At 46.3% G+C, this 22,830-nt stretch carries 19 protein-coding genes and 1 pseudogene; 16 read left to right on the top strand and 4 right to left on the bottom strand.

Annotated elements, in window-relative coordinates:
- Positions 1-142: 142 nt before the first annotated feature.
- Positions 143-946 carry a lipid II flippase Amj family protein gene (locus tag ASL14_RS23110; protein ID WP_134913665.1) on the top strand — a complete coding sequence of 268 codons (804 nt, stop codon included), beginning with the start codon at positions 143-145 and terminating at the stop codon, positions 944-946.
- A gap of 96 nt (positions 947-1,042) precedes the next feature.
- Here ASL14_RS23110 and msrA read toward each other — a convergent pair whose 3' ends face one another.
- Entirely contained in the window at positions 1,043-2,014 is a 972-nt protein-coding gene (gene msrA, locus ASL14_RS23115; protein ID WP_134913667.1) for a peptide-methionine (S)-S-oxide reductase MsrA, read from the bottom strand.
- Positions 2,015-2,199: 185 nt separating this feature from the next.
- Entirely contained in the window at positions 2,200-2,817 is a 618-nt protein-coding gene (locus ASL14_RS23120; RefSeq protein ID WP_134913669.1) for a TVP38/TMEM64 family protein, read from the bottom strand.
- Between the two features lie 352 nt (positions 2,818-3,169).
- Here ASL14_RS23120 and ASL14_RS23125 point away from each other — a divergent pair, with 352 nt between their 5' ends.
- From ASL14_RS23125 to ASL14_RS23145, 5 genes are all read left to right on the top strand, one after another.
- Positions 3,170-3,859 (top strand): TerC family protein, encoded by a 690-nt coding sequence (locus tag ASL14_RS23125; protein WP_134913671.1) that lies wholly within the window; start codon positions 3,170-3,172, stop codon positions 3,857-3,859.
- 162 nt (positions 3,860-4,021) lie between these two features.
- Positions 4,022-4,966 (top strand): Gfo/Idh/MocA family protein, encoded by a 945-nt coding sequence (locus ASL14_RS23130; protein ID WP_134913673.1) that lies wholly within the window; start codon positions 4,022-4,024, stop codon positions 4,964-4,966.
- Between the two features lie 68 nt (positions 4,967-5,034).
- Entirely contained in the window at positions 5,035-5,355 is a 321-nt protein-coding gene (locus ASL14_RS23135; RefSeq protein ID WP_134913675.1) for a hypothetical protein, read from the top strand.
- 51 nt (positions 5,356-5,406) lie between these two features.
- Positions 5,407-5,694: a DUF6171 family protein gene (locus ASL14_RS29370; RefSeq protein ID WP_442953191.1), complete on the top strand. Its 288-nt coding sequence runs from the start codon at positions 5,407-5,409 to the stop codon at positions 5,692-5,694.
- Positions 5,695-6,103: 409 nt separating this feature from the next.
- Positions 6,104-7,588 carry an alpha-N-arabinofuranosidase gene (locus tag ASL14_RS23145; RefSeq protein ID WP_134913676.1) on the top strand — a complete coding sequence of 495 codons (1,485 nt, stop codon included), beginning with the start codon at positions 6,104-6,106 and terminating at the stop codon, positions 7,586-7,588.
- 103 nt (positions 7,589-7,691) lie between these two features.
- Here ASL14_RS23145 and ASL14_RS23150 read toward each other — a convergent pair whose 3' ends face one another.
- Positions 7,692-8,510: an AraC family transcriptional regulator gene (locus tag ASL14_RS23150; protein ID WP_134913678.1), complete on the bottom strand. Its 819-nt coding sequence runs from the start codon at positions 8,508-8,510 to the stop codon at positions 7,692-7,694.
- A gap of 162 nt (positions 8,511-8,672) precedes the next feature.
- On the opposite strand from ASL14_RS23150, the gene ASL14_RS23155 reads away from it, so the two are divergent.
- The 7 genes from ASL14_RS23155 (at position 8,673) to ASL14_RS23190 (ending at position 15,499) form a co-directional block, all read left to right on the top strand.
- Positions 8,673-9,779, top strand: coding sequence for a Gfo/Idh/MocA family protein (locus ASL14_RS23155; RefSeq protein ID WP_134913680.1), 1,107 nt, complete (start codon positions 8,673-8,675; stop codon positions 9,777-9,779).
- Between the two features lie 18 nt (positions 9,780-9,797).
- The gene (locus ASL14_RS23160) at positions 9,798-10,565 is read left to right on the top strand and encodes a sugar phosphate isomerase/epimerase family protein (RefSeq protein WP_134913682.1); all 768 of its coding nucleotides are present in this window, start codon (positions 9,798-9,800) and stop codon (positions 10,563-10,565) included.
- Positions 10,558-11,640: a Gfo/Idh/MocA family protein gene (locus ASL14_RS23165; RefSeq protein WP_134913684.1), complete on the top strand. Its 1,083-nt coding sequence runs from the start codon at positions 10,558-10,560 to the stop codon at positions 11,638-11,640. The genes ASL14_RS23160 and ASL14_RS23165 overlap by 8 nt, the downstream gene beginning before the upstream one ends.
- An 82-nt stretch (positions 11,641-11,722) precedes the next feature.
- Positions 11,723-12,691 (top strand): sugar phosphate isomerase/epimerase family protein, encoded by a 969-nt coding sequence (locus tag ASL14_RS23170; protein ID WP_134913686.1) that lies wholly within the window; start codon positions 11,723-11,725, stop codon positions 12,689-12,691.
- A 20-nt stretch (positions 12,692-12,711) separates the two neighbouring features.
- Positions 12,712-13,443: a ThuA domain-containing protein gene (locus ASL14_RS23175; RefSeq protein WP_134913687.1), complete on the top strand. Its 732-nt coding sequence runs from the start codon at positions 12,712-12,714 to the stop codon at positions 13,441-13,443.
- Positions 13,444-13,711: 268 nt separating this feature from the next.
- Positions 13,712-14,035 carry a winged helix-turn-helix transcriptional regulator gene (locus ASL14_RS23180; RefSeq protein ID WP_134913689.1) on the top strand — a complete coding sequence of 108 codons (324 nt, stop codon included), beginning with the start codon at positions 13,712-13,714 and terminating at the stop codon, positions 14,033-14,035.
- Between the two features lie 696 nt (positions 14,036-14,731).
- On the top strand, positions 14,732-15,499 hold the full coding sequence (locus ASL14_RS23190) for a DODA-type extradiol aromatic ring-opening family dioxygenase (protein ID WP_134913693.1): 768 nt from the start codon (positions 14,732-14,734) through the stop codon (positions 15,497-15,499).
- Positions 15,500-15,772: 273 nt separating this feature from the next.
- Here ASL14_RS23190 and ASL14_RS23195 read toward each other — a convergent pair whose 3' ends face one another.
- Entirely contained in the window at positions 15,773-16,489 is a 717-nt protein-coding gene (locus ASL14_RS23195; RefSeq protein ID WP_134913695.1) for a Crp/Fnr family transcriptional regulator, read from the bottom strand.
- A gap of 259 nt (positions 16,490-16,748) precedes the next feature.
- Here ASL14_RS23195 and adhE point away from each other — a divergent pair, with 259 nt between their 5' ends.
- The 3 genes and pseudogenes from adhE to pflA all read left to right on the top strand — a co-directional run bounded on the left by adhE (position 16,749) and on the right by pflA (position 22,772).
- Complete coding sequence (adhE, locus tag ASL14_RS23205; RefSeq protein WP_134913697.1) at positions 16,749-19,361, top strand: bifunctional acetaldehyde-CoA/alcohol dehydrogenase; 2,613 nt, start codon at positions 16,749-16,751, stop codon at positions 19,359-19,361.
- Positions 19,362-19,687: 326 nt separating this feature from the next.
- Positions 19,688-21,948 (top strand): annotated as a pseudogene (gene pflB / locus ASL14_RS23210) (formate C-acetyltransferase).
- 65 nt (positions 21,949-22,013) lie between these two features.
- Positions 22,014-22,772, top strand: coding sequence for a pyruvate formate-lyase-activating protein (gene pflA, locus ASL14_RS23215; RefSeq protein WP_134913699.1), 759 nt, complete (start codon positions 22,014-22,016; stop codon positions 22,770-22,772).
- The last annotated feature ends 58 nt before the right edge of the window (positions 22,773-22,830 follow it).

Here is a 22,830-nt window from a genome sequence, read left to right on the forward strand (position 1 = left end):
ACTCCTTATAACAGATGATGTAGTATGTATTACCCGCTGTCCACTTAAACAAACGGAAATCAAAGAAATGAATATATTGTAAAATGTATTTGGAGAAAAAGCGTATAATGGTGTGCAGAATACCTGAAAAGGAGTGGAGCAATTGCTTGCCTGGAGTTTCGTCTTTATGCTAACCATCATTATACATACTACAGACAGCTTGACCTATGCCCTCCGTCTTGGCGGTTTGCGAGCACGTCGAATTGGATTGGCTTTAACCGTAGCGGGCATGCTGCTGTTGGTTTCGCGCACCTCTAATATGGCTCAGGGACCTTTACTGGGAGGTATGGTCGATCAGGCAAAGGCTGCCATACGAGCGGGTGGGGCTAATGTTAGGCTGGAGCTGTACATGCACGGAGTTCTACTGGCAGCAACCGTCGGGACCATGATCGCTATTATTTTGTATCCGACCGTGGTACGCATGTCGGCCAGATGGATTGTGCATCTGGAGCATACCGGCTCTATTCCTGCACTGGTGCGTCATTTAATGGTGCACAACCGCTGGAAGCATGCAGGCTACTACATGAAGCGTCCAACCGGGTCCATGCTCACCTCGCTGTTCAGGGGAGCGATCCCCAAGCGCCTGATTACTCTGAATATGACTGTGACTGCGATATATACGACTGGAGTGTTGTCTGCTTTATACGCATCTTTCCTCTGGCCCGCTCAAGGGACGGCAATGTCGATGTCATCAGGTCTTATCAATGGTATGGCAACGGTGCTGCTGACCCTGCTAATTGATCCCAGATTGGCAGTATTGTCTGAAAAAACGCTGCGTGGGGAGCTGCCCTTGAACCGTATGAACAGCATGTACGGCTGGATGATCATCTCGCGTTTGGGAGGCACGTTGCTTGCACAGTTGCTGTTGGTGCCGCTCGCATTCTGGCTTGGGTGGATTATGGGCTGACAGGAGGTACATATACTGATTTAATTCAAAAGGCTGACCCGGGGTCATCTGCGAAAGATGATTTCCGGGCCAGCCTAAAATATTTTTGAAGTCTATTTACTTTTCAAATAGTGACTTATAGGCTCCATAGCCTTCACGTTCCAAGTCTTCCTGAGGTACAAAACGGAGAGCGGCGGAATTAATACAATAGCGCAGGCCATCTAGACCCGGGCCATCATCAAATACGTGTCCCAAATGGGAGTCGGCTTCGCGACTGCGGACCTCGGTACGAATCATAAAGTGGCTGAGGTCTGTTTTTTCTTTGACATTATAGCTGCGTAACGGGCGAGTGAAGCTGGGCCAACCACACCCTGCATCATATTTATCAAGCGAGCTGAACAAAGGCTCTCCCGATACGATATCCACATAAATGCCTTCACCCTCATGGTCCCAAAACTCATTTTGGAAAGGGCGCTCGGTCGCGTTCTTTTGTGTTACTTCATATTGAATAGAGGTCAGTCGCTCTTTCAAATCAGATTTATCGATTTTACCTGACCAATTTTGCTCAATAAAATCTTCACGCCCAGAGCCTTTGCGGTAGCGCTTGTAATGCGCGGGGTTCTTCTTATGATAATCCTGATGATATTCTTCCGCTTCATAAAAGGTTGCCGCAGGCAGAATCGGTGTAGCGATGGGCTTGTCAAAACGGCCGCTTTCACCCAGCGCTTTTTTGGAAGCTTCTGCCTTGATTCTTTGTTCTTCGTTATGATAGAAAATAGCTGTTTGGTAGGACGAACCTCTATCGTGGAATTGTCCACCTTCATCCGTCGGATCAATCTGTTGCCAGAACAGCTCTAACAATTTTTCATATGGGAAGACTTGCGGATCAAATGTAATCTGTACGGCTTCTACATGTCCCGTTGTTTCGGAGCATACCTCTTCATAGGTCGGGTTTTCCGTATGTCCCCCTGTGTAACCGGATCTTACCTTTAAAATGCCGGGCAGTTCCTCGAAGGGGGAAACCATGCACCAGAAGCAGCCGCCTGCAAAAGTTGCCTTCTCCACGGTGTTTGGATTGTTGGTGCTCATATTTGTCACTCCATTCTGAGTAAGTTTCAATTAGTTGTTATTTAAATAGCTTACAATTAAATTATATACGACATGTCCGCAAAAACCAATGGAACGACAGAAACAAACCAGCTTTGCAAATTACTCTGGACTAAAAAGCCAAGGCCAATCTACATCCTTACAGTACTGGCGGCAGGCTCACAGAGCTATGATTTATGGGCCCGTTGAAGCTTCCTGCGGTAGAGCACAAAGCCTCCGCCCACCAGTGCTGTATACAGCAGCAAAATGAGCAATCCAGTCACGGGATGTTCTGCAATAGTACCGCCTGCATAAGCGTATACCGCAATTGCAGGAAGCTTGCCAATGGCCGTACCCAGCATAAAGCTCCAGAACGGAAAGCCTGCGACCCCGGCATATACATTCACCGCTGCCTGCGGGATGATCGGAATCAGGCGGGCCAACAGCACAGCAGCAAAAGGTTCTCGCTCCATGACCCGGTTCAAGCGCTCCAACGCTTGAATTCGCTCCAGATAAGCCCGTCCTTTGTCACGGAAGAGAATACGGACCGCGCCGTAAACAACCAGCGCAGCGAATGTAGTGCCAAGCCAGCAGATCAGAGCGCCCTGCCAGGCACCTGCTGCATAAGCAATGGAAGCGATAATCAGCTTGTAAGGCACAAATGGAATTAACGCGAACAGAAACGCGAGCAGCAGCAGAGCCGGAAAAGAGGTTTGCTTGTTCGCCCAGGCGAGCCAATCATCTTTGTAGATAAATGCGATGCAGAGCAGCGAAACATAAGCCGTAGCGAGTAGCCATTTTTTCATTTACATACCTCTTTCAATATCCCTGTTCGGCTTGTCGCTTATACAGAAAAAAATAGGGTTCACATTCCCAATAATGTGTGCTATACTACCACTAATAGAATAGTTCCCAAAGGGGAGTAGCTCAACGAGTAAAGTCGTCATTACGGGATTTTAAAATCCCCGGCTTTATTGGCAACGTAATGTTGTAAGCGAGACCTTTGCCAGGATTTTTGGAATCCGGGTAAATGGTCTTTTTTTGATGCTAAATTTGGGTCAAGCGCCGTTTCCGGATTCCGTGAAATGGCGCTTTTTTAGTATAAAGCGCAGAACTATGTACAGTATAACAAATAAACAAAGAAGGTGGGAGAAACGTATGGATTTTTTATCAATCGAGTTTTTAACCGCATTATTGTCCATCATTGTCATTGATTTGGTGCTGGCTGGTGACAATGCAATCGTAATCGGTTTGGCGGCCCGTAATGTCGATAAGGCCAATCAAAAAAAGGTCATTATTTGGGGGACGGTCGGCGCAGTCGTCATTCGTGTTATCGCTACTGTGCTGGTCACGTATTTACTGCAAATTTACGGCTTGCGTTTAATCGGGGGGCTTGCGCTCATCTACATTGCTTACAAGCTGCTGGTTGAGGAGAAAAAACATGAAATCTCTGCAACCAATCAAATGTGGGCCGCGATTCGTACCATTATTATTGCCGACACCATGATGGGCCTCGACAATGTACTTGCTGTTGCGGGAGCTGCTCATGGAAATATGTTGCTTGTTATTTTGGGACTGGCGATTTCCGTTCCGATTATGGTATGGGGCAGTACAATTATCTTGAAGCTGACTGAACGTTTCCCGATGGTCATTACAATTGGAGCTGCTGTACTGGCCTACACTGCTGCCAAAATGGTAGTGGCCGAGCCGCTGATTGCACATTGGTTCACGAATGGGGTCGTGAAATACGGATTTGAAGCTCTGATCGTTGTTCTGGTCGTAGCCATTGGAATGCGTGTTAAAAAAATAAAAAGTGAAAAAACAAGAAAACAAGCGCTGCACGCCTAAGCTAAGCACACTGAAATCATCGTAGCTGAAGCTGGACGCTCATGCATAGAGGCTGTTCCGTCAGGTCCAACTGGATCGGGGGCAGCCTCTTTCTTTGCTTGTCAGTGGACTTCCATGTAAACTAGACAACAGAAGAAATGAGTCATCAGAGGTGGGTATGATATGAATAAGCAAACGAAAACAAGAGTAGCTATTGCAGGTCTGGGCGGTATTGCCCGCAAAGTGTATTTGCCGCTGCTGACTGCACACGAAGGTGTAGATATTGTAGGTGTCATGAACCGTTCGCAGGAGCCGGTTAGTTCCATTATGGAGCAGTACAGGCTGCCGAGAGGAACGACAGATGTGAAGGAAATGCTGGCATGGGAGCCGGAGGCTGTATTCATACATGCTGCGACCGAAGCCCATTTTGATCTGGTTATGGCGTGTATTGAAAAAGGTGTTGCGGTGTATGTGGATAAACCGCTGTCCTATGATGTGCGTCAAAACCTGGAAATGACCGCGTTTGCGGAGGCACAGGCTGTGTTGCTGGCGGTCGGCTTTAACCGACGTTTTGCCCCGCATTATGTAGCTGCTAAAGCGTGGCTGGAGGAAGCAGGTGGTTTCAGCCAATGCGCGGCGATCAAGCATCGGACGGGATATGATCCGAGACCTGCGGCACAGACGGTTTATGATGATTTGATTCATATGCTCGATCTGCTATTGTGGCTGGGTGGCGATGATTATGAGCTGCTGCATAGCAGTTTGGACACGACGAGTGAAGGATATATGAACGCTGCTTTCGGGTCCGTACGTTTGGGAAATGCCTCCGGTAGCTACAGTATGAACAGACAGGCAGGGGCTGACATTGAGAAGGTGGAGCTGCATGGTGCAGGTCGTTCCGTTGAGGTGACCAACATGGAACAGGCTATTTTTATGCAAAAAAATAAGCCGCCATTGTCACATTCATTCGGAAGCTGGGACACGATTTTGGAAAGAAGGGGATTCACCGGAGTGGTAAATCATTTTCTGGAGCATATTCATCGTCCAGAGGAATGCAGTGTGCGTGCTGGCAGGGTGCTGGAAAGTCATATGTTGGCGGACGAACTCATTAGCCGTTTGGATGACTAACACAGGACGAACGACAGCCGTCAAGGTTGTCCAGACATCTAGAAACAGATTGAAGGAGAAATGAACGAATGGAAGAGTACAACCGCGGTAAACAGCTTGAAGAGGCTATCATCGAAAATTATAAGCAGGAAGAGGATATGATGATCCTTGTGTTTGCGCAATGGTGCATCAATCACGGGCTGGAGCCAGAGGAACTGTATCGTGCAGCTTATCCGCAGCAGGATAGCAATGAGCGTCTGCTCCGAGTACGCAAGCTGACCGTATCGCGTGAAGAAGCGGGAGATATCCCGCTGGACACAGTATTAGGAGTACTGTCCATGTTCGGAAATGAGGACTTGGCGATGGTCGTATCGGAAGCGGCTGCCCAGCTCCCGCCGAAACGGAAGTAAGGTCCTCCAGCCGCATGTATTCAGGACGTTGTTGAAAGAGAGGGTAAGCCGATGATGGATGGTATAACCGCACCAAACACCTGTAAAGGGTGTGAAAGGGACATCGCTATTTCGGAAGAGCAAATTACCAGAATTATAAACAACATGAGGCCCAGAATGGAATGTGTGACCGATGATGTGTACGAGACCAGACTGTTAGCCTGCTCGCAATGCGATGAGTTAATGGGTGGGCATACGTGCAGGATCAGCGGAAGTATTGTCCGTGTACGTGCTCTGGCAGTCAATCAAAATTGTCCCGGCTATAACGGCTCTCGCTGGCATGGGATATCCTTGAAATGAATAGGCACACACTTCAACGAACATGCGGCTGTTTTGTGATTAAGACTAATCCGGCTACTTACTTCATCATTTGAAATTTTCATTTGAAGCTTTCGCTGTTCATCTAAAGCCCGCGATCACGAGTTAAAGTGGTCATACCAGGGTCTGCCTTGAGGGCAGACTTTTTGGTTTGGGTGGAGCTATGGCTTAACGATTGACAAATAGAAGGCGATAAAATATATTAAACATGTAAAATGTTTTTGTTTAATTATTAATATTTTCATTGACTATTAAGCTGTTACATTGGATGATTGTAAACATTTAGATGAAAAGAGATCAGGTCTACGCCATATTTTTTTAATTTTATGAAAGCGTAATCATTGAAGTGTATGGTCCCCATACGCTTTACTATATTTGAGGAGGGCTTGTCATGAAGGGTTCTATTGTTGTCCACACGGATTGGGAGCAAGGCGTTATTAATAAAAATATTTACGGACAATTTGCCGAGCATCTTGGACGATGTATTTATGAAGGTTTGTGGGTTGGACAGGATTCCCCGATTCCAAATACAGACGGGATTCGCAATGATGTGGTAGAAGCGCTCAAAAAGCTAAACATTCCTGTGCTGCGTTGGCCGGGAGGCTGTTTTGCGGATGAATATCATTGGAAGGATGGCATCGGACCTAAGGAAAATCGTAAAAGAATGGTCAATACGCACTGGGGCGGTGTGGTGGAAAATAATCATTTTGGCACCCATGAGTTTTTCCAGTTGTGTGAGCTGTTAGACGCAGAGCCTTATATTTGCGGGAATGTTGGCAGTGGTACGGTGCAGGAAATGTCGGAGTGGGTAGAGTACATGACATTTGACGGGGAATCCCCTATGGCCACATGGCGGCAGGAAAACGGGCGTGAGCAACCATGGAAGCTCAAATATTTTGGCGTGGGTAACGAAAACTGGGGCTGTGGCGGCAATATGCGTCCGGAATATTATGCCGATCTGTATCGTCGTTATCAGACGTATGTCCGAAATTATGGTGATAACCGTATGTACCGGATTGCAGGCGGGGCGAATGTGGATGATTACCGCTGGACCGAGGTGTTGATGCGCGAAGCCGGGCAATTTATGGACGGATTGAGCTTGCACAGCTACACGGTTCCGGGTAGCTGGGAAGAGAAACGGCAAGCGCTTGGTTTTGACGAAGCAGAATGGTTCGAAACGATGAAAAAATCGTTGCACATGGATGAATTAATCACTCGTCATTCGGCCATTATGGACCGATATGATCCTGACAAACGGGTAGGAATGATTGTGGATGAATGGGGAACCTGGTTCCTGACCGAGCCAGGTACAAATCCGGGCTTCCTATATCAGCAAAATACGATGCGCGATGCGCTTGTAGCCGGACTGCATCTGCACATTTTCCAAGATCACCATGACCGTGTACAGATGACGAATATTGCCCAAATGGTCAATGTTTTGCAGGCTATGGTTCTGACCGAAGGCCCTGCTATGCTACTGACGCCGACCTACCATGTATTTGAAATGTTCAAGGTGCATCAGGATGCACAAGCGCTGGCAGCCCATGTAACTGTAGGCAATTATGAATATGATGGGCATTCCATTCCACAGGTGAGTGTGTCCGCCTCCAAGGCGAAGGACGGATATATTCATGTGAGTTTGTGCAACGTCCATCCGGGTGAGACGGCTTCCTTGAATCTGGAGCTGAGAGGACTGGATAACGTCAAGCAAATTAGCGGCGTTGTGCTCGCCAGCGACGATATGCAGGCACACAATACCTTTGACCAGCCGGAGCGTGTAAAAACGGAAAACTTCACGTCCTTCCAGCAGAAAGGTCAGAATTTGGATGTTACACTGCCACCGATGTCGGTAGTGATGCTGACGATTGCACCGTAAATATTTTGTGAACTCAGAAGAAGTATGATTTTGAAAATCGGAACAAAACAAAACCTTGATGGAGCTAAGGAAGGCTCTCCCAAGGTTTTAGTTTTACCTAATATTACAATTGCTCGCGGTGGATCACTCTGAATTCCTTGGGCGACATGCCGAAGCGGGAGCGAAATACGCGGTGAAAATACGTATAGTTTGCAAAACCGGACGATTCGGCTGCCTGTTCCAAAGACATGGGGCTGAAAATAATGCGTTCCCTCGCCATGTTGAGCCTGATATCCAGTGTATACTGCATAATACTCGTATTAAATGTTTCCTTGAACAGATGCACAGCTCTGGATACGCTGATGCCGATGTGTGAGGACACGTCATCTAGCTTAAAATTGGAAGAAGCATTTTCTTCAATATAATTTTTAATTTGATAAGCGAGATAATTATGGTGGGTGGAAGTCGGATGCTCGGACAACATACGGTCAAACTCCAGGCAAAGAATGCGCATGTAATAGCTCGATATTTCAGGATAAGGATTAGAAATACGCCGCTGCTCCATCACAAGCTGCCGAAATAGGCCAAGCAGTGCTTCGGTAAGCTGGACCTTGATGCGGTTGGGTCGTTTGTGATGGTGCCACCACTCATCTATCCAGGAGCCTCCAAAAAAAATGTGATAATCTCCGCTCTCCACGACCTGTTCCCCCATAGGATTTAACTCACTGTGAATGTCCAGCTCATAAGGCTCGGTAGGATTGAACAGCAGCAGGTCACCCGCCTCAATCCGTGTCATTTCCCCGTTAATGCGGGCCTGGCAGCGTCCGTCTGTTTGTAGACGAAACAAATAATTTTTGATCCCTTCAGGCTGGTTCGAATAAAAGGGCTTACGATGGAAGGAATAGCCTGCGGTTAGAACCTGACAAGGCTCGACGATAGACATGATGATGACTCCTTTGGGCATATGGCTGCTTCAAATATTGACCAGATTGTTCATGTTTTAATCATATTATTCATTTTAAACGAAACGGAAATAGAATACTATTGTGTCTGTAAGGCTTATAGCAGAATACAGAACATGTTGGAGGCCAGGGGGTGTGACGACGTGGAACGAATGAAGGCCGGGATTATCGGTTGTGGTAACATTAGCGCGGTATATCTTGAAAATCTCCAAAACAGTCCGCTTATCGAAGTGGTGGCCGTGGCTGATTTATTGGAGGAAAGAGCCAAAGCGAGGGCCAATGAATTTAACATTGAAAACGCATACAAGGTAGATGAATTGCTTCGCCAGCCTGAGATTGAGCTTGTATTTAATCTGACCGTGCCTGGCAGCCATGCACTGACGGATATGGCGATATTGGAGGCAGGCAAGCATGTGTACAGTGAAAAGCCTTTGGCGGTTTCCTTGGAGGATGGCAAACGCGTTCTGGATCTAGCCAAGGCAAAAAACCTGCGTGTCGGCTGCGCCCCGGATACATTTCTTGGGGCGGGTATTCAGACTGCACGCCATGCCATACAAAACGGAATGATTGGGCAGCCCGTAGCCGCTACTGCCTTTTTTATGGGTAGAGGCCCCGAGTGGTGGCATGCTGATCCGGAATTTTTCTATGCCGCTGGAGGCGGTCCGATGTTTGACATGGGACCTTACTATTTGACGTCGCTGATCCATGTGCTGGGTCCGATCCGGCGAATCAGTAGTTCAGTGGGCATTCAGATTCCTGATCGTCACATACATTCTGGTCCCAAAAGCGGCACACCGCTGCGGGTACAGACACCAACGCATTTGGCCGGAACGATGGATTTCCATAACGGACCCATTGTAACGCTCATTACCAGCTTTGACATTCAGGGGGCGTCAGATCTGCCACGTATCGAAATTTATGGTACGGAAGGAACCTTAAGCCTGCCTGATCCGAACTTTTTTAACGGAGATGTCAAGCTTCGCCGATCTGGAGAGGAAACCGAAAAGCTCATGGAACCTTTATTTAAGTGTGGGAAGAACGAACGCGGAATAGGTGCGGGTGAGATGGTGAGAGCCATTCGAAGTGAAAAGAACCACCGTGCTAACGTGGAACTGGCCTATCATGTATTAGAGGCTATGCATGCTTTTCAGCGCTCCTCATTGGAAGGTAAGCATATTACGTTGGAAAGTACATTTGAGCCAGATGAAGATTTGTATCATGGAACAGACATAACGGTTCATCCATCCTAAATGAAGAGGTGAAGGGTAATGGCTAAAGTAGGATTGCAATTGTACACAGTAAGGGAAGACCTTGAACAGGATTTTGAAGGTACGTTGCGCAAGGTAGCTGAGCTGGGCTATAAAGGGGTAGAATTTCATACCTTTTTCGGACGCAATGCCAAGGATGTCAGAGCGCTTTTGGATGAACTGAATCTGGAAGTTGTCGGAACTCATGTACAATATACTCGTTTGCTGGATCATTTGGATGAGGAGATCGCTTATCACAAAGAATTAGGGAATAAGTACCTGATCGTTCCTTATTTAACCGAGGAGCAGCGCCAGTGGGATGAGCTTTTTGCCAACCTAAACCGAATTGGTGAAAAAGTGAAGGAACAGGGCTTGATACTGGCTTACCATAATCATGATTTTGAACTGACGGAAAAAATCGGTGATCGTCCGGTTTTTGATGCGTTATATGATGCGGTTTCGGCTGATTTGTTGCAGGTCGAAATGGATACTTGTTGGGTATACTACGGAGGCTATGATCCTGTGGAATACATCGGACGTTATCGCGGACGCCTGCCTATCATTCACTTAAAGGATATGGCACGTGACGAGCAGCAAAAAGCAGTTACCGTAGAGCTTGGCAAAGGAGAAGTGCAGCTTCAGGCCATTACAGACGCCGCTATTGAGGCAGGCGTGGATTGGGTTGTTGTGGAACAGGATTTCAGCTCAAATCCTCCAATCGAAAGCATTGAAACCAGCTTTAAGTGGCTCCAACAATACGCAGCTCAGGGAGGAAATATTCATGTCTAAAACACTCAAAATCGGAATTATTGGTTGTGGGGGGATTGCCAACGGCAAGCATTTGCCTAGTCTTGCCAAGCAAAAACGTGCAGAGATCGTCGCTTTCTGTGACATTATTCAGGAACGTGCTGAGGAAGCGGCAGAAAAATTTGGTGTTGAAGATTCACAAGTTTATAGCGATTATCGGAAGCTGCTTGAAAATAAAGATATTGAAGTCGTACATGTATGTACACCCAACGACTCGCACTCGGAAATTACGGTAGCCGCGCTTGAGGCAGGTAAGCATGTGCTGTGCGAAAAGCCGATGGCCAAAACCGCCGAGCAGGCTCGGGAAATGCTGGATGCCGCAAATCGTACAGGTAAAAAGCTGTCCATTGCGTATCAAAACCGTTATCGTAACGACAGCCTGTATCTGAAGCAATTGGTCGAGCAGGGAGAGCTTGGCGAGATTTACCTGGGCAAAGCCATTGCTCTGCGTCGCCGGGCAGTTCCGACGTGGGGAGTATTTCTGGATGAAGAGAAGCAGGGTGGTGGTCCGCTGATTGATATCGGGACGCATGCGCTCGACCTGACTCTCTGGCTGATGGATAATTACAAGCCTAAAAGCGTGCTGGGCTCTACCTTCCACAAACTTGGAGATCGTAAAAACGCGGCAAATGCCTTTGGTCCGTGGAACCCTGAGGAATTTAAGGTAGAGGACTCTGCTTTCGGATTTATTACCATGCAAAATGGAGCCACTATTGTGCTGGAATCCAGTTGGGCACTGAACGTTGTAGAATTTGGCGAAGCGAAGACGCTGTTATGCGGTACTGAAGGCGGAGCCGATATGCAGGATGGTCTGCGCATTAACGGGGAGAAGAATAGTCGCTTGTTTGATACGAAAATTGATCTGGACGCGGGCGGTGTAGCCTTTTACTCTGGAGAAACGGAAAACGAAGCGGATCGCGAAGCCCGTCTGTGGATCGAAGCCATTCTGGACGATAAAGAGCCACTTGTGAAGCCCGAACAGGCGTTGGTGGTTACTGAAATTTTGGAAGCTATCTATGAATCGGCTCGTACAGGAAAAGCTGTCTATTTCGATTAAGATTAAGCCCGTAAGCAACCGAATAGGCCATCATTATAAGATAAGCAGCTTCTTTCACATATGATACAGGGAGGGATTACGTTTGAAACTTGGAGTATTTATGGTATTGTTCGGCGGACGTTCATTGGAAGAGGCTCTGGACTATGTAGCATCCCAAGGACTGGATGCAGTAGAAATCGGTACAGGTGGTAATCCGGGCGATAAACACTGCAAGCCGGATGAACTGTTGGACAACGAAACAGCGCTCAAAAACTTCAAAAAAGCAGTAGAGTCCCGTGGACTGACTATTAGTGCACTCAGCTGTCACGGCAACCCGCTTCATCCGCAAAAGCATTTGGCAAAGGCCGATCATGAGGCGTTTCTTAAAACGGTTCGTTTGGCGGAAAAGCTGGAAGTTCCTGTTGTAAACACCTTTTCCGGCTGTCCGGGTGATCATGAGGATGCGAAGTACCCGAACTGGCCTGTTGCGCCGTGGCCGAATGATTTTCAGGAAGTGCTGAAATGGCAATGGGAAAATAAAATTATCCCTTACTGGACCGAAGCTGGAAAATTTGCAACGGATCATCATGTCAAAATCGGGCTGGAGTTGCACGGTGGCTTCTCCGTTCATACGCCAGCAACCTTGCTTCGTCTGCGTGAAGCTGTGGGAGAAGTCATTGGTGCCAATCTTGATCCAAGTCACATGTGGTGGCAGGGGATTGATCCGGTACAGGCGGTTCAAATTTTGGGCCGGGAGAGAGCCATTCATCATTTCCATGCCAAGGATACGACGATTGACCCGATTAATGTGAATAAATACGGTTTGACCGATATGCAGGATTACTCGAATATGCTGGATCGTGCTTGGCAGTTCCGTACCGTCGGCTATGGGCATGATATCAAAACCTGGGCGGATATTATTAGTGCTCTCCGTCTGGTGGGTTACGATTATGTAGTGAGTATTGAGCACGAGGATGGTCTGATGTCCGTCGAGGAAGGCTTTACTAAAGCCGTTCACAATCTTCGCCAGGTCCTTATTGAAGAACCGCTGAGCGAGATGTGGTGGGTCTAACCTAATAGGGGGAAGTATTGATGATTAACGTCACCATTTGGAATGAATTTTTGAACGAGAAGCTGAATGATGAAGCCAAACAGGTATATCCTGATGGGATACACAAGGCATTGGCTGATGGGCTGTCAGGCGAAGGATTCGCCATTCGAACGGCTACATTGCGTGATGATGCCGAGCATGGTTTGGGAGAAGAAATCCTGAATTCCACAGATGTGCTGCTGTGGTGGGGGCATAAAGCACATGATCAGGTGAGTGATGAAATTACAGCCCGTGTTGTAAAGCGGGTACAGGAAGGTATGGGCTTGATCGTGCTGCATTCGGGACATTTTTCCAAGCCGTTCAAAGCCCTGATGGGCACAAGCTGTGATCTGAAATGGAGAGTGGCAGGCGAACAGGAAATTATTTGGTCCGTCAATCCGTCCCACCCTATTGTGGAGGGCATTGACGCTAAAATTCTGTTGGAGCACGAAGAGATGTACGGTGAGTTTTTTGATATCCCGGCGCCGGATGAATTGGTTTTTGTCAGCAATTTTGAAGGTGGAGAGGTGTTCAGAACCGGTTGTACCTTCCGTCGTGGCAGTGGTAAAATATTTTATTTCCGACCGGGTCATGAAACGTATCCAACCTATTACCAGCCTGATATCCTGAAGGTTATTGCTAACAGTATTCGTTGGGCTTATCCTACAAGCATTGTTCAACCAGTTTATGGTAAAAGCCAACCTGTCAGACCTCTTGGTGGTGTATTGGTATAATTTTCATTTATTGGCTTCTATAAGCTTGATATTGAACAGACTGACAGGCGGAAATCTCTTGAGATTCCGCCTGTTTTTGATTTAACGTATTTGCCATATACCTCTTATGCCGGTTTATTGTATAATCAGCTTTGGTCATGGCAACTTTATCGGGCTGGGTATTAAATTAAGAAGAAAGTGTTTTCTTTCGGGATAAAGTATGCTAAAATGATATATACTAACAAAAGGAAAGCTTTATAAAACCGAAATGCTAAAGAAGGTGAAAAATATGGAGGGTCAACCGCAACTTGCGAAAATGTGTCCGCGTTTTGAAAGTGCCTTTTCATGTCTGGGTAAGCGCTGGAACGGACTGATTATTCAATCTATGATGAGCGGTCCCAAGCGTTTTAAGGATATTTCCAATCTGATTCCTACAATGAGCGATAAAATGCTGTCTGAGCGGATGAAGGATCTGGAGAATGAAGGGATTCTTACACGTCATGTATACCCGGAAACTCCTGTCCGCATTGAATATGAGCTGACGACCAAAGGCCGTGCACTTCAGCCGGTCATGGAACAGATTCAATATTGGGCCGAGGAATGGATTAGATGAGTATCAAGCCGAATAAACGTTTTTCATAGTAAAACAGCCTTTTCCTAGGAAAAAGGCTGTTTTTTATTTTGTAATTCTTAATAGCCTTTGGCGCGGCCTGCGATTGAAAATAATCGGGTTGCAGTACGACGGGGGACACGGGTTTGAATATCAAGCGCTGCCATACGGAACGTACCGAGGCAGGAATGGCAAAGTCTTCCCGCATAAACCGGGGAATGGCAGGACTCGCAAGGATAATCAAGCTGACTATAAGTGGTTGGAAACTTGCCCGCTCTTACCCAGTCTGTGAGCAAATCCATAGGTGTGCCGGTTGCTTCACTAAGCTGGCGAGTATGAGTAGTGGGATGTTTCCACAAATAGTTGGAACAGCGATCATAAAATAAATTTTCTTCTTGGATACAGGTATTGCACAGGTTTCTAAGATTTTGCCGGAAAACGGAACCACACTTTGGGCAATTAGCAGTATGTATCTCCATAGAAACCAGTCCTTTATATCGATTTATAGTGAATATTTAAAATTTATTAGTTACATATTACTATGACTTTATACCTATATCAATCTTTATTTAAGGAAGAGACGTTTTTTAAGTATATGTTAAAGTCTGAATTGACATAACCTTATTACTTATGTATTATTACTTACATAAAGTTACTTATTGAGAAAAATAAATTGAAAAAAGATAAGGGGATTTTCACATGATGCCATCTTTGTTTTTAGCCCACGGATCACCTATGCTTGCTATTGAACAGACAGAATATACTGCTTTTCTGGAGCAGCTTGGAAAGAGTATTCGCCCGAAAGCTATTGTTATCTTCACTGCCCATTGGGAGACGCAGACATTGACAATTAGTTCGATAGACGGCATTTACGATACGATTTATGATTTTGGCGGTTTCCCACCGGAGCTGTATGCAGTGAAATATCCGGCTCATGGTTCGGTGGAGCTGGCGGCCAAGTTGAAAGAATTATATGAGCAAAAGGGCATTGATGTACAAACAGATCGGGCGCGAGGGCTGGATCATGGGTCCTGGACACTTCTGCATCGTATGTATCCTGAGGCGGATATCCCGGTAGTTCAGATTTCCGTGAATCCGTTTCTATCGCCGAAAGCACAATATGCTATCGGAGAAGTGTTGCGCGGGCTAGGTGAACAGGATATTTTGGTCATTGGGAGTGGTGTAACTGTCCATAATCTGCGCATCGTCAAATGGGGAGAAACGAAAACAGAGCCTTGGGCTCTTGATTTTGATGACTGGATTATTGAAAAGGTACAGAATGGAGATGTGCAGGCCTTGGACCGCTATGAAAGTGAAGCCCCGTATGCTCGTCAGGCGGTACCGAGGGCTGAACATTTTGTACCGTTGTTTATTGCCATGGGGAGTGGAAATCCGGCGAATAGAGCCAAGGTTGTCCACAGAAGCTATGAGATGGGGAATTTAAGTTATCTGTGCTTCCAGTTCTAAAAGTGTGGAGAAGAATGTTGGCGGGATGTTAGGCGCTTCACGATCCATTTGATCTTACGATCGCTGTTGCAGCGGGATTCTTTTGGGTTGTATAAGACATTTAGAGGTGAGAACTCCCGCTGCAAAGGCGGACGCTTCGCTTCTTCAGATTCAAATGGATTGCTCCGCTGCTGCCCGCCATTTAGGTGGAGTGGGAGTGTAAAATTAAGAGAGTGTTCTGTAAGCCATACAGTTTACAGAACACTCTCTTTTACATAAAATAAAACAAATAATTTAAATTCGGCAAATCTCACGCGGGCACAGTTCACAATGACATATGCCTTGCAGCATTTCCAAATCCTTGACAACGATCATGCCATTATCATATTCGACTGCATTTTTTTTGCGCAAATCACTCAGCATCCGGTTTACACTTTCACGGGTGGCACCGATCATATTGGACAGGTCGGTATGAGTAATTTTTTTATGAATAAGAATATGCTCGCCGTGAGGCTCTCCGTAGGTGTTGCACAGACGGATCAGTGTGGAGCACAGAGCACCGGGCTTGCCGTACATCATCAAATCGCGAAACTTGGTCTGGGTAATACGGTGGTGGGACCCCATCCATTTCATAAAGTCAATGGCAAAATCACAGTGCTGGCAAATGAGCAGCTCCAAATCCGTATGATCGACAACACCGATATCACTGTCCTCCAGAACTTCGGCAGAAAAGGAGTGCTTGGTACCGAAAAATGGATCAGCTTGACCAATCAGATCGCCGCTTTGGTACATATATAGTATAAGTTCCTTACCCTCATCCGTTGTTTTTGTTACTTTTACGCGTCCGCGCTTGATATAAAACAGCTTATCTGCTGTATCTCCTTCCCAGAATAGATGCGAGCTTTCTGGCATGACCCGATCTTTCATCATCACTTGCAGCCGGTTGAAGCTGGCCTCCGAGAAGCAACAGGTGTTGCCGCGGGCTTCCATTACGTTTGCAGGGTTTCTCATCGTCCATTTCCCCTTTGTTTCCTTTGTTTTTTTATCTGCAACTTGATCAATTCAAATTCATTATATACCTGTGCTATGCGTTTTTGGGGCAAGAAGAGGGGGTAAAAGTGGCAGAATTCCAAACTTTGTGATTTAATTCACTTCATAAAATAAAATTTTAAATAGATTGTGAAAAAAATCACAATATATCTTGAAAAGCTGTGTTACGATCAGTGCGTGAACAAGAGATAGTACACGAGATAACAGGAGGATGAGGGAAATGGCTGTTAAAAACGAGGTTATCCAAAAAGAGCAAAGCGCTGAGCAGTATATTCAAACACTGATTGACCGGGGGAACCGGGCACAGCAGGCTTTCATGAGTATGAATCAGGAGCAGATTGACGAAATCGTACAAGCTATGGCAATTGCAGGGATGGATAAGCACATGCATCTGGCGAAGCTGGCTGTTGAAGAAACAGGACGCGGTGTGTATGAGGACAAAATCATTAAAAACATGTTTGCAACAGAATATGTCTATCATAGTATCAAAAATGAAAAAACCGTTGGTGTCATTGAAGATAATGACTTTGACAGTTTTCAAAAAATAGCAGAGCCCGTCGGCATCATTATGGGGATCACTCCAGTGACTAATCCGACTTCAACTACAATGTTCAAAGCGTTGATTGCTATTAAAACACGTAACCCGATCATCTTTGGTTTCCATCCATCCGCTCAATCGTGTAGTGCGGAAGCAGCTCGCGTCTTGCTTGAAGCAGCCGTCAAACATGGTGCTCCGGCCGATTGTATTCAATGGATTGAAGCTCCATCGATGGATAAGACAAATTCACTCATGAATCACCCGGATGTGGCGCTGATTCTGGCAACTGGTGGATCAGGCATGGTTAAGGCGGCATATAGCTGCGGTAAACCTGCTCTGGGTGTAGGCCCAGGTAACGTGCCTTGCTTTATTGAAAAAACAGCAGACATCAAGCAGGCCGTGAACGATCTCATCCTCTCCAAATCTTTTGACAACGGTATGATTTGTGCTTCCGAGCAAGCGGTTATTATCGAAGAGCCAATCTTCGAACAAGTGAAAAAATTGATGATCGCTAACGGTTGCTATTTTGTAAATAAAGAAGAAGCAGCTAAGCTCACTCAAGGAGCTATGAATGTCGAGAAATGTGCAGTGAACCCGGCCATCGTCGGACAGTCTGCTGTGAAAATTGCTGAAATGAGTGGTATCACAGTACCAGCAGGAACTAAAATTTTGGTCGCTGAGATTGAAGGGGTAGGAACAAAATTCCCATTGTCTGCGGAAAAATTGAGTCCTGTATTGGCTTGCTATAAAGTAAAAAATGCGGAACAAGGTATTCAACGCGCTGCTGAAGTCGTGGAATTCGGGGGCATGGGCCACTCGTCCGCTATTCATTCGAACGATGAGGACGTTATCGCTCGGTTCGCAAACCGTTTGCAAACAGGCCGTATCATTGTAAATTCGCCTTCCACACATGGTGCGATCGGTGACCTCTACAACACCAACCTTCCATCGCTGACACTCGGTTGTGGTTCGTACGGACGTAACTCGACTTCGTCGAACGTATCGGCAGTCAACTTGATTAATGTGAAAAGGGTGGCGAAACGTACGGTGAATATGCAATGGTTCAAAGTACCTTCCAAAATTTATTTTGAAAAAAATTCGACTCAGTATCTTGCTAAAATGCCTGATATCACACGTGTTGCCATTATCACAGACCCTATGATGGTGAAACTCGGATATGTGGATCGTGTCATCCATTATTTACACCAGCGCCAAACACCAGTAGCTATCGAAGTGTTCTCGGAAGTAGAGCCAGATCCATCGACAGTTACGGTAGAACGTGGTACTGAAATGATGAGACGTTTCCAACCGGATTGCATTATTGCATTGGGCGGCGGTTCGCCGATGGATGCGGCTAAAGGCATGTGGATGTTCTATGAATACCCAGATACTGATTTCAACAACTTAAAACAAAAATTCATGGATATCCGCAAACGGATCTACAAGTACCCGCGTCTTGGTCAGAAAGCACAATTTGTAGCCATTCCTACAACCTCGGGTACAGGTTCGGAAGTTACGTCGTTCGCGGTTATTACAGACAAAAATCAGGGCAACACGAAGTATCCGCTGGCTGACTATGAGCTGACTCCTGATGTGGCAATTATTGACCCTGAGTTTGTATACTCGCTGCCTAAAACAGCTGTAGCAGATACAGGTATGGACGTACTGACACATGCCATCGAGGCCTACGTGTCTGTAATGGCTAGTGACTACACAGACGGTCTGGCAATTAAAGCCATTCAACTGGTATTCCAATACCTGGAGCAATCGGCTCTGAGTGGCGACAAACTGGCTCGTGAAAAAATGCATAATGCTTCCACACTGGCAGGGATGGCGTTTGCCAATGCATTCCTGGGTATTAACCACAGTCTTGCGCACAAATGGGGCGGACAATACCATACAGCGCACGGTCGCACGAATGCCATTTTGTTACCACACGTCATTCGTTATAATGCGAAAAAACCGACGAAGTTTGCTTCGTTCCCTAAATATTCGCACTTTGTTGCGGATGAGCGTTATGCAGAAATTGCACGCATACTGGGACTGCCTGCCCGTACAACGGAAGAAGGGGTTAACAGTCTGATCGAAGCGATCCGCAAGTTGAACAAAACACTCGGTATCGAGGAATCGTTCCAGCAAATCGGCTTCGATGCGAAGGATTTTGAATCGCGTGTAGATTATCTGGCTGACCGCGCTTTTGAGGATCAATGTACAACTGCGAATCCGAAGCTGCCGCTGGTTACCGAATTGGCTGATGTATACCGCAATGCCTTCTACGGACGTTTTGACCAATAATATATAGGTACGAAGAGGCTTGTGACTAAGCATTTTCCCGTTAATACCAACGCAGGCTCTCTATATAGAGGGCCTGTTGGTTTGGGAAGGGAGGTGAACGGCAAGGATAAAGGCACGGGCGTAATCGCCAGGGAAAATAAAGTGATAAATGTCACCTATATTGTGATTTTTGTCACATACTGCACTCTATCATTATTCTACAATAAGGGTGTAAGAAAGGTCCCGACACTGAGCGTAAGACATCGGTGAAAAGGCCGGGCTCGAGACACTATTTAATGTGAAAAAAATCACAAGTCCGGAAGACCAAACAATTTGGAGGGATTTACATGTCGGTGATTGAGAGAGAATTACAAGAGCAACAATCTGGCTGGAGAGGTTTTAAAAAAGGCAAATGGACTAAAGAAGTCAACGTCAACGATTTTATTGAAACCAATATCTTACCTTATGTCGGCAACGAAGAATTTCTGGTTGGCCCTACCGCCAACACAACTGCTCTGTGGGATATTGTATCCGATCTTACCAAAAAAGAGTTGGCAAACGGCGGCGTGCTTGATGTAGACGTAAATACGCCATCCACTATTATTTCACATAAGCCGGGCTATCTAGACCGGGATAAAGAACAAGTCGTTGGTGTACAAACAGACGCTCCATTCAAACGCTCCTTGCAGCCGTTTGGTGGAATCCGGATGATGATCGACGCTTGCAAAGCCTATGGCTTTGAAGTACCGCAAAGCATTGTTGATATCTTCACTCATATTCGTAAAACGCATAATCAGGGTGTATTCGACGCTTATACTGATGATATGAGAGCAGCTCGTAAAGCGGGTATTATCACTGGTTTGCCGGATGCATATGGTCGTGGACGCATTATCGGTGACTACCGTCGTGTAGCACTGTACGGTGCAGACTTCCTGATAAAAGACAAAAAGACTCAACTGAAAAGCCTAGAAGTGGATTCAATGGAAGAAGACGTAATTCGTTTGCGTGAAGAAATTTCCGAGCAAATTCGCGCTTTGAACGAGCTGAAACAAATGGCTGCTGAGCATGGTTTCGACATCTCAAAGCCTGCTAACAACGCGAAAGAAGCTTTCCAATGGGTGTATTTTGGCTATCTTGCAGCGATCAAAGAACAAAATGGTGCAGCAATGTCCTTGGGACGTGTATCTTCCTTCCTTGATATTTATACTCAACGGGATATGGAAGAAGGCGCAATGACAGAAGAGCAAGCACAAGAATTGGTCGATCATTTTGTTATGAAACTGCGTATTGTTAAATTTCTGCGCACACCTGACTATAATGAACTGTTCAGCGGAGACCCAACATGGGTAACTGAATCCATTGGCGGTATGTCCATTACTGGAGAAACTCGGGTTACTAAAAACAGCTTCCGTTTCTTGCACACCCTGTACAATTTGGGACCTGCACCGGAGCCAAACCTGACTGTACTGTGGTCAGAAAAATTGCCTGAAGGTTTCAAAAATATTGTGCCAAAGTTTCTATTGAAACTAGCTCCATTCAGTATGAAAATGATGATCTGATGCGTCCGATTTATGGCGATGACTATGGTATCGCTTGTTGTGTATCGGCAATGAAAATCGGTAAACAAATGCAATTCTTTGGTGCCCGTGCCAACTTGGCTAAAGCTTTGTTGTATGCCATCAACGGTGGTGTGGATGAAAAATCAGGTGCTCAAGTGGGTCCTGAATATCCTGCAATTACAGGTGAAGTGTTGGATTACGAGGAAGTGCTGAGCCGCTTCAAGCCAATGATGGAATGGTTGGCAAAACTGTACATGAACACTTTGAATGTTATTCACTACATGCATGACAAGTACAGCTACGAACGGATTGAAATGGCACTGCATGACCGTGATATTGTCCGTACGATGGCTTGTGGTATTGCTGGTCTGTCCGTTGCTGCCGATTCCCTGAGCGCCATTAAACATGCGAAGGTTAAACCGATCCGTAACGAAAAAGGCATCGCCATTGACTTTGAAATTGAAGGGGAATACCCTTGCTACGGTAATAACGATGATCGTGTAGATAACATCGCAGTAGAACTGGTAGAGTCCTTCATGGGTATGATCCGCAAGCACAAAGCTTACCGGAATGCGATTCCTACTCAATCTGTACTGACCATTACTTCCAACGTGGTGTACGGTAAGAAAACAGGTACAACACCGGATGGACGTAAAGCTGGCGAACCGTTTGCACCAGGTGCGAACCCAATGCACGGACGCGACAAAAAAGGTGCTTTGGCTTCCCTTAGCTCCGTAGCTAAGTTGCCTTACGAGCACAGTCTGGATGGTATCTCGAATACCTTTTCCATCGTGCCTAAAGCCCTGGGTAAAGAAGAAGAAACACGCAAAACGAATCTCGTTTCCATGATGGATGGCTACTTTGGAAGCCATGCGCATCATCTGAACGTCAACGTGTTTGCTCGTGAACAATTGCTGGATGCGATGGATCACCCAGAAAACTATCCACAGCTTACAATTCGTGTATCGGGTTATGCCGTTAACTTTATCAAGCTGACTCGTGAACAACAGCTGGATGTTATTAACCGTACTTTCCACGGTACAATGTAACAAAGCTTTACGTATCATATATTACAACGACGCACGCATAGCGGATGCGGGAAGGAAGATGCAACATGCTGAAAGGTCACATACACTCATTGGAAACCTTCGGGACCGTAGATGGTCCCGGCATCCGCTTCGTGCTTTTTATGCAAGGATGCTTGTTAAAATGTCAATATTGCCACAACCCGGACACTTGGGCTTTAAATGAAGGCAATCCAATGACACTGAAGGAGGTATTGGCTGAAATTGAGCCATATTTAGCCTACTACCGTTCTTCTGGAGGCGGATTGACCGTATCCGGTGGAGAACCGACACTGCAAGCTCATTTTGTAGCAGAGCTGTTCAAAGAAGTGAAGCAACGCTGGAATTTGCACACGACGCTGGACAGTAACGGTTTTAATGACGCAGGCCGTATCCAAGAACTGCTGGACGTAACGGACTTGGTGTTGCTGGATATTAAGCATATTGACAACGACAAGCATATTAAGCTTACAGGCAAGTCCAACGATCGTATGCTAAGTACGGCACGCTGGTTGTCTGAACAAGGGCGCAAGATGTGGATTAGACACGTCTTTGTACCGGGAATTCATGATGACGAGCAGGATCTGCTGAATTTGGGTCGGTTTATAGGAACGTTGAACGGAGTCGAAAAGTTCGAAATTTTACCCTACCATCAAATGGGTGTATACAAGTGGGAAATGCTCGGCAAGGCCTATCCGCTGGAAGGGGTTCCGTCCCCTACAGAAGAAGAGGTTCAACGGGCCTACCGTCTCATTGAAGAGGGCCGCATGGAGACCGCAGGGACAAATGCCGTCGGTCGTTCGTCATAATGTTGAATGGCCTTTAAATTACTTTCTGGTTATGAACCGCCGCCCATCAGGTCAGATG

This window comes from Paenibacillus sp. IHB B 3084, assembly GCF_001447315.1.
Classification (GTDB): domain Bacteria; phylum Bacillota; class Bacilli; order Paenibacillales; family Paenibacillaceae; genus Paenibacillus.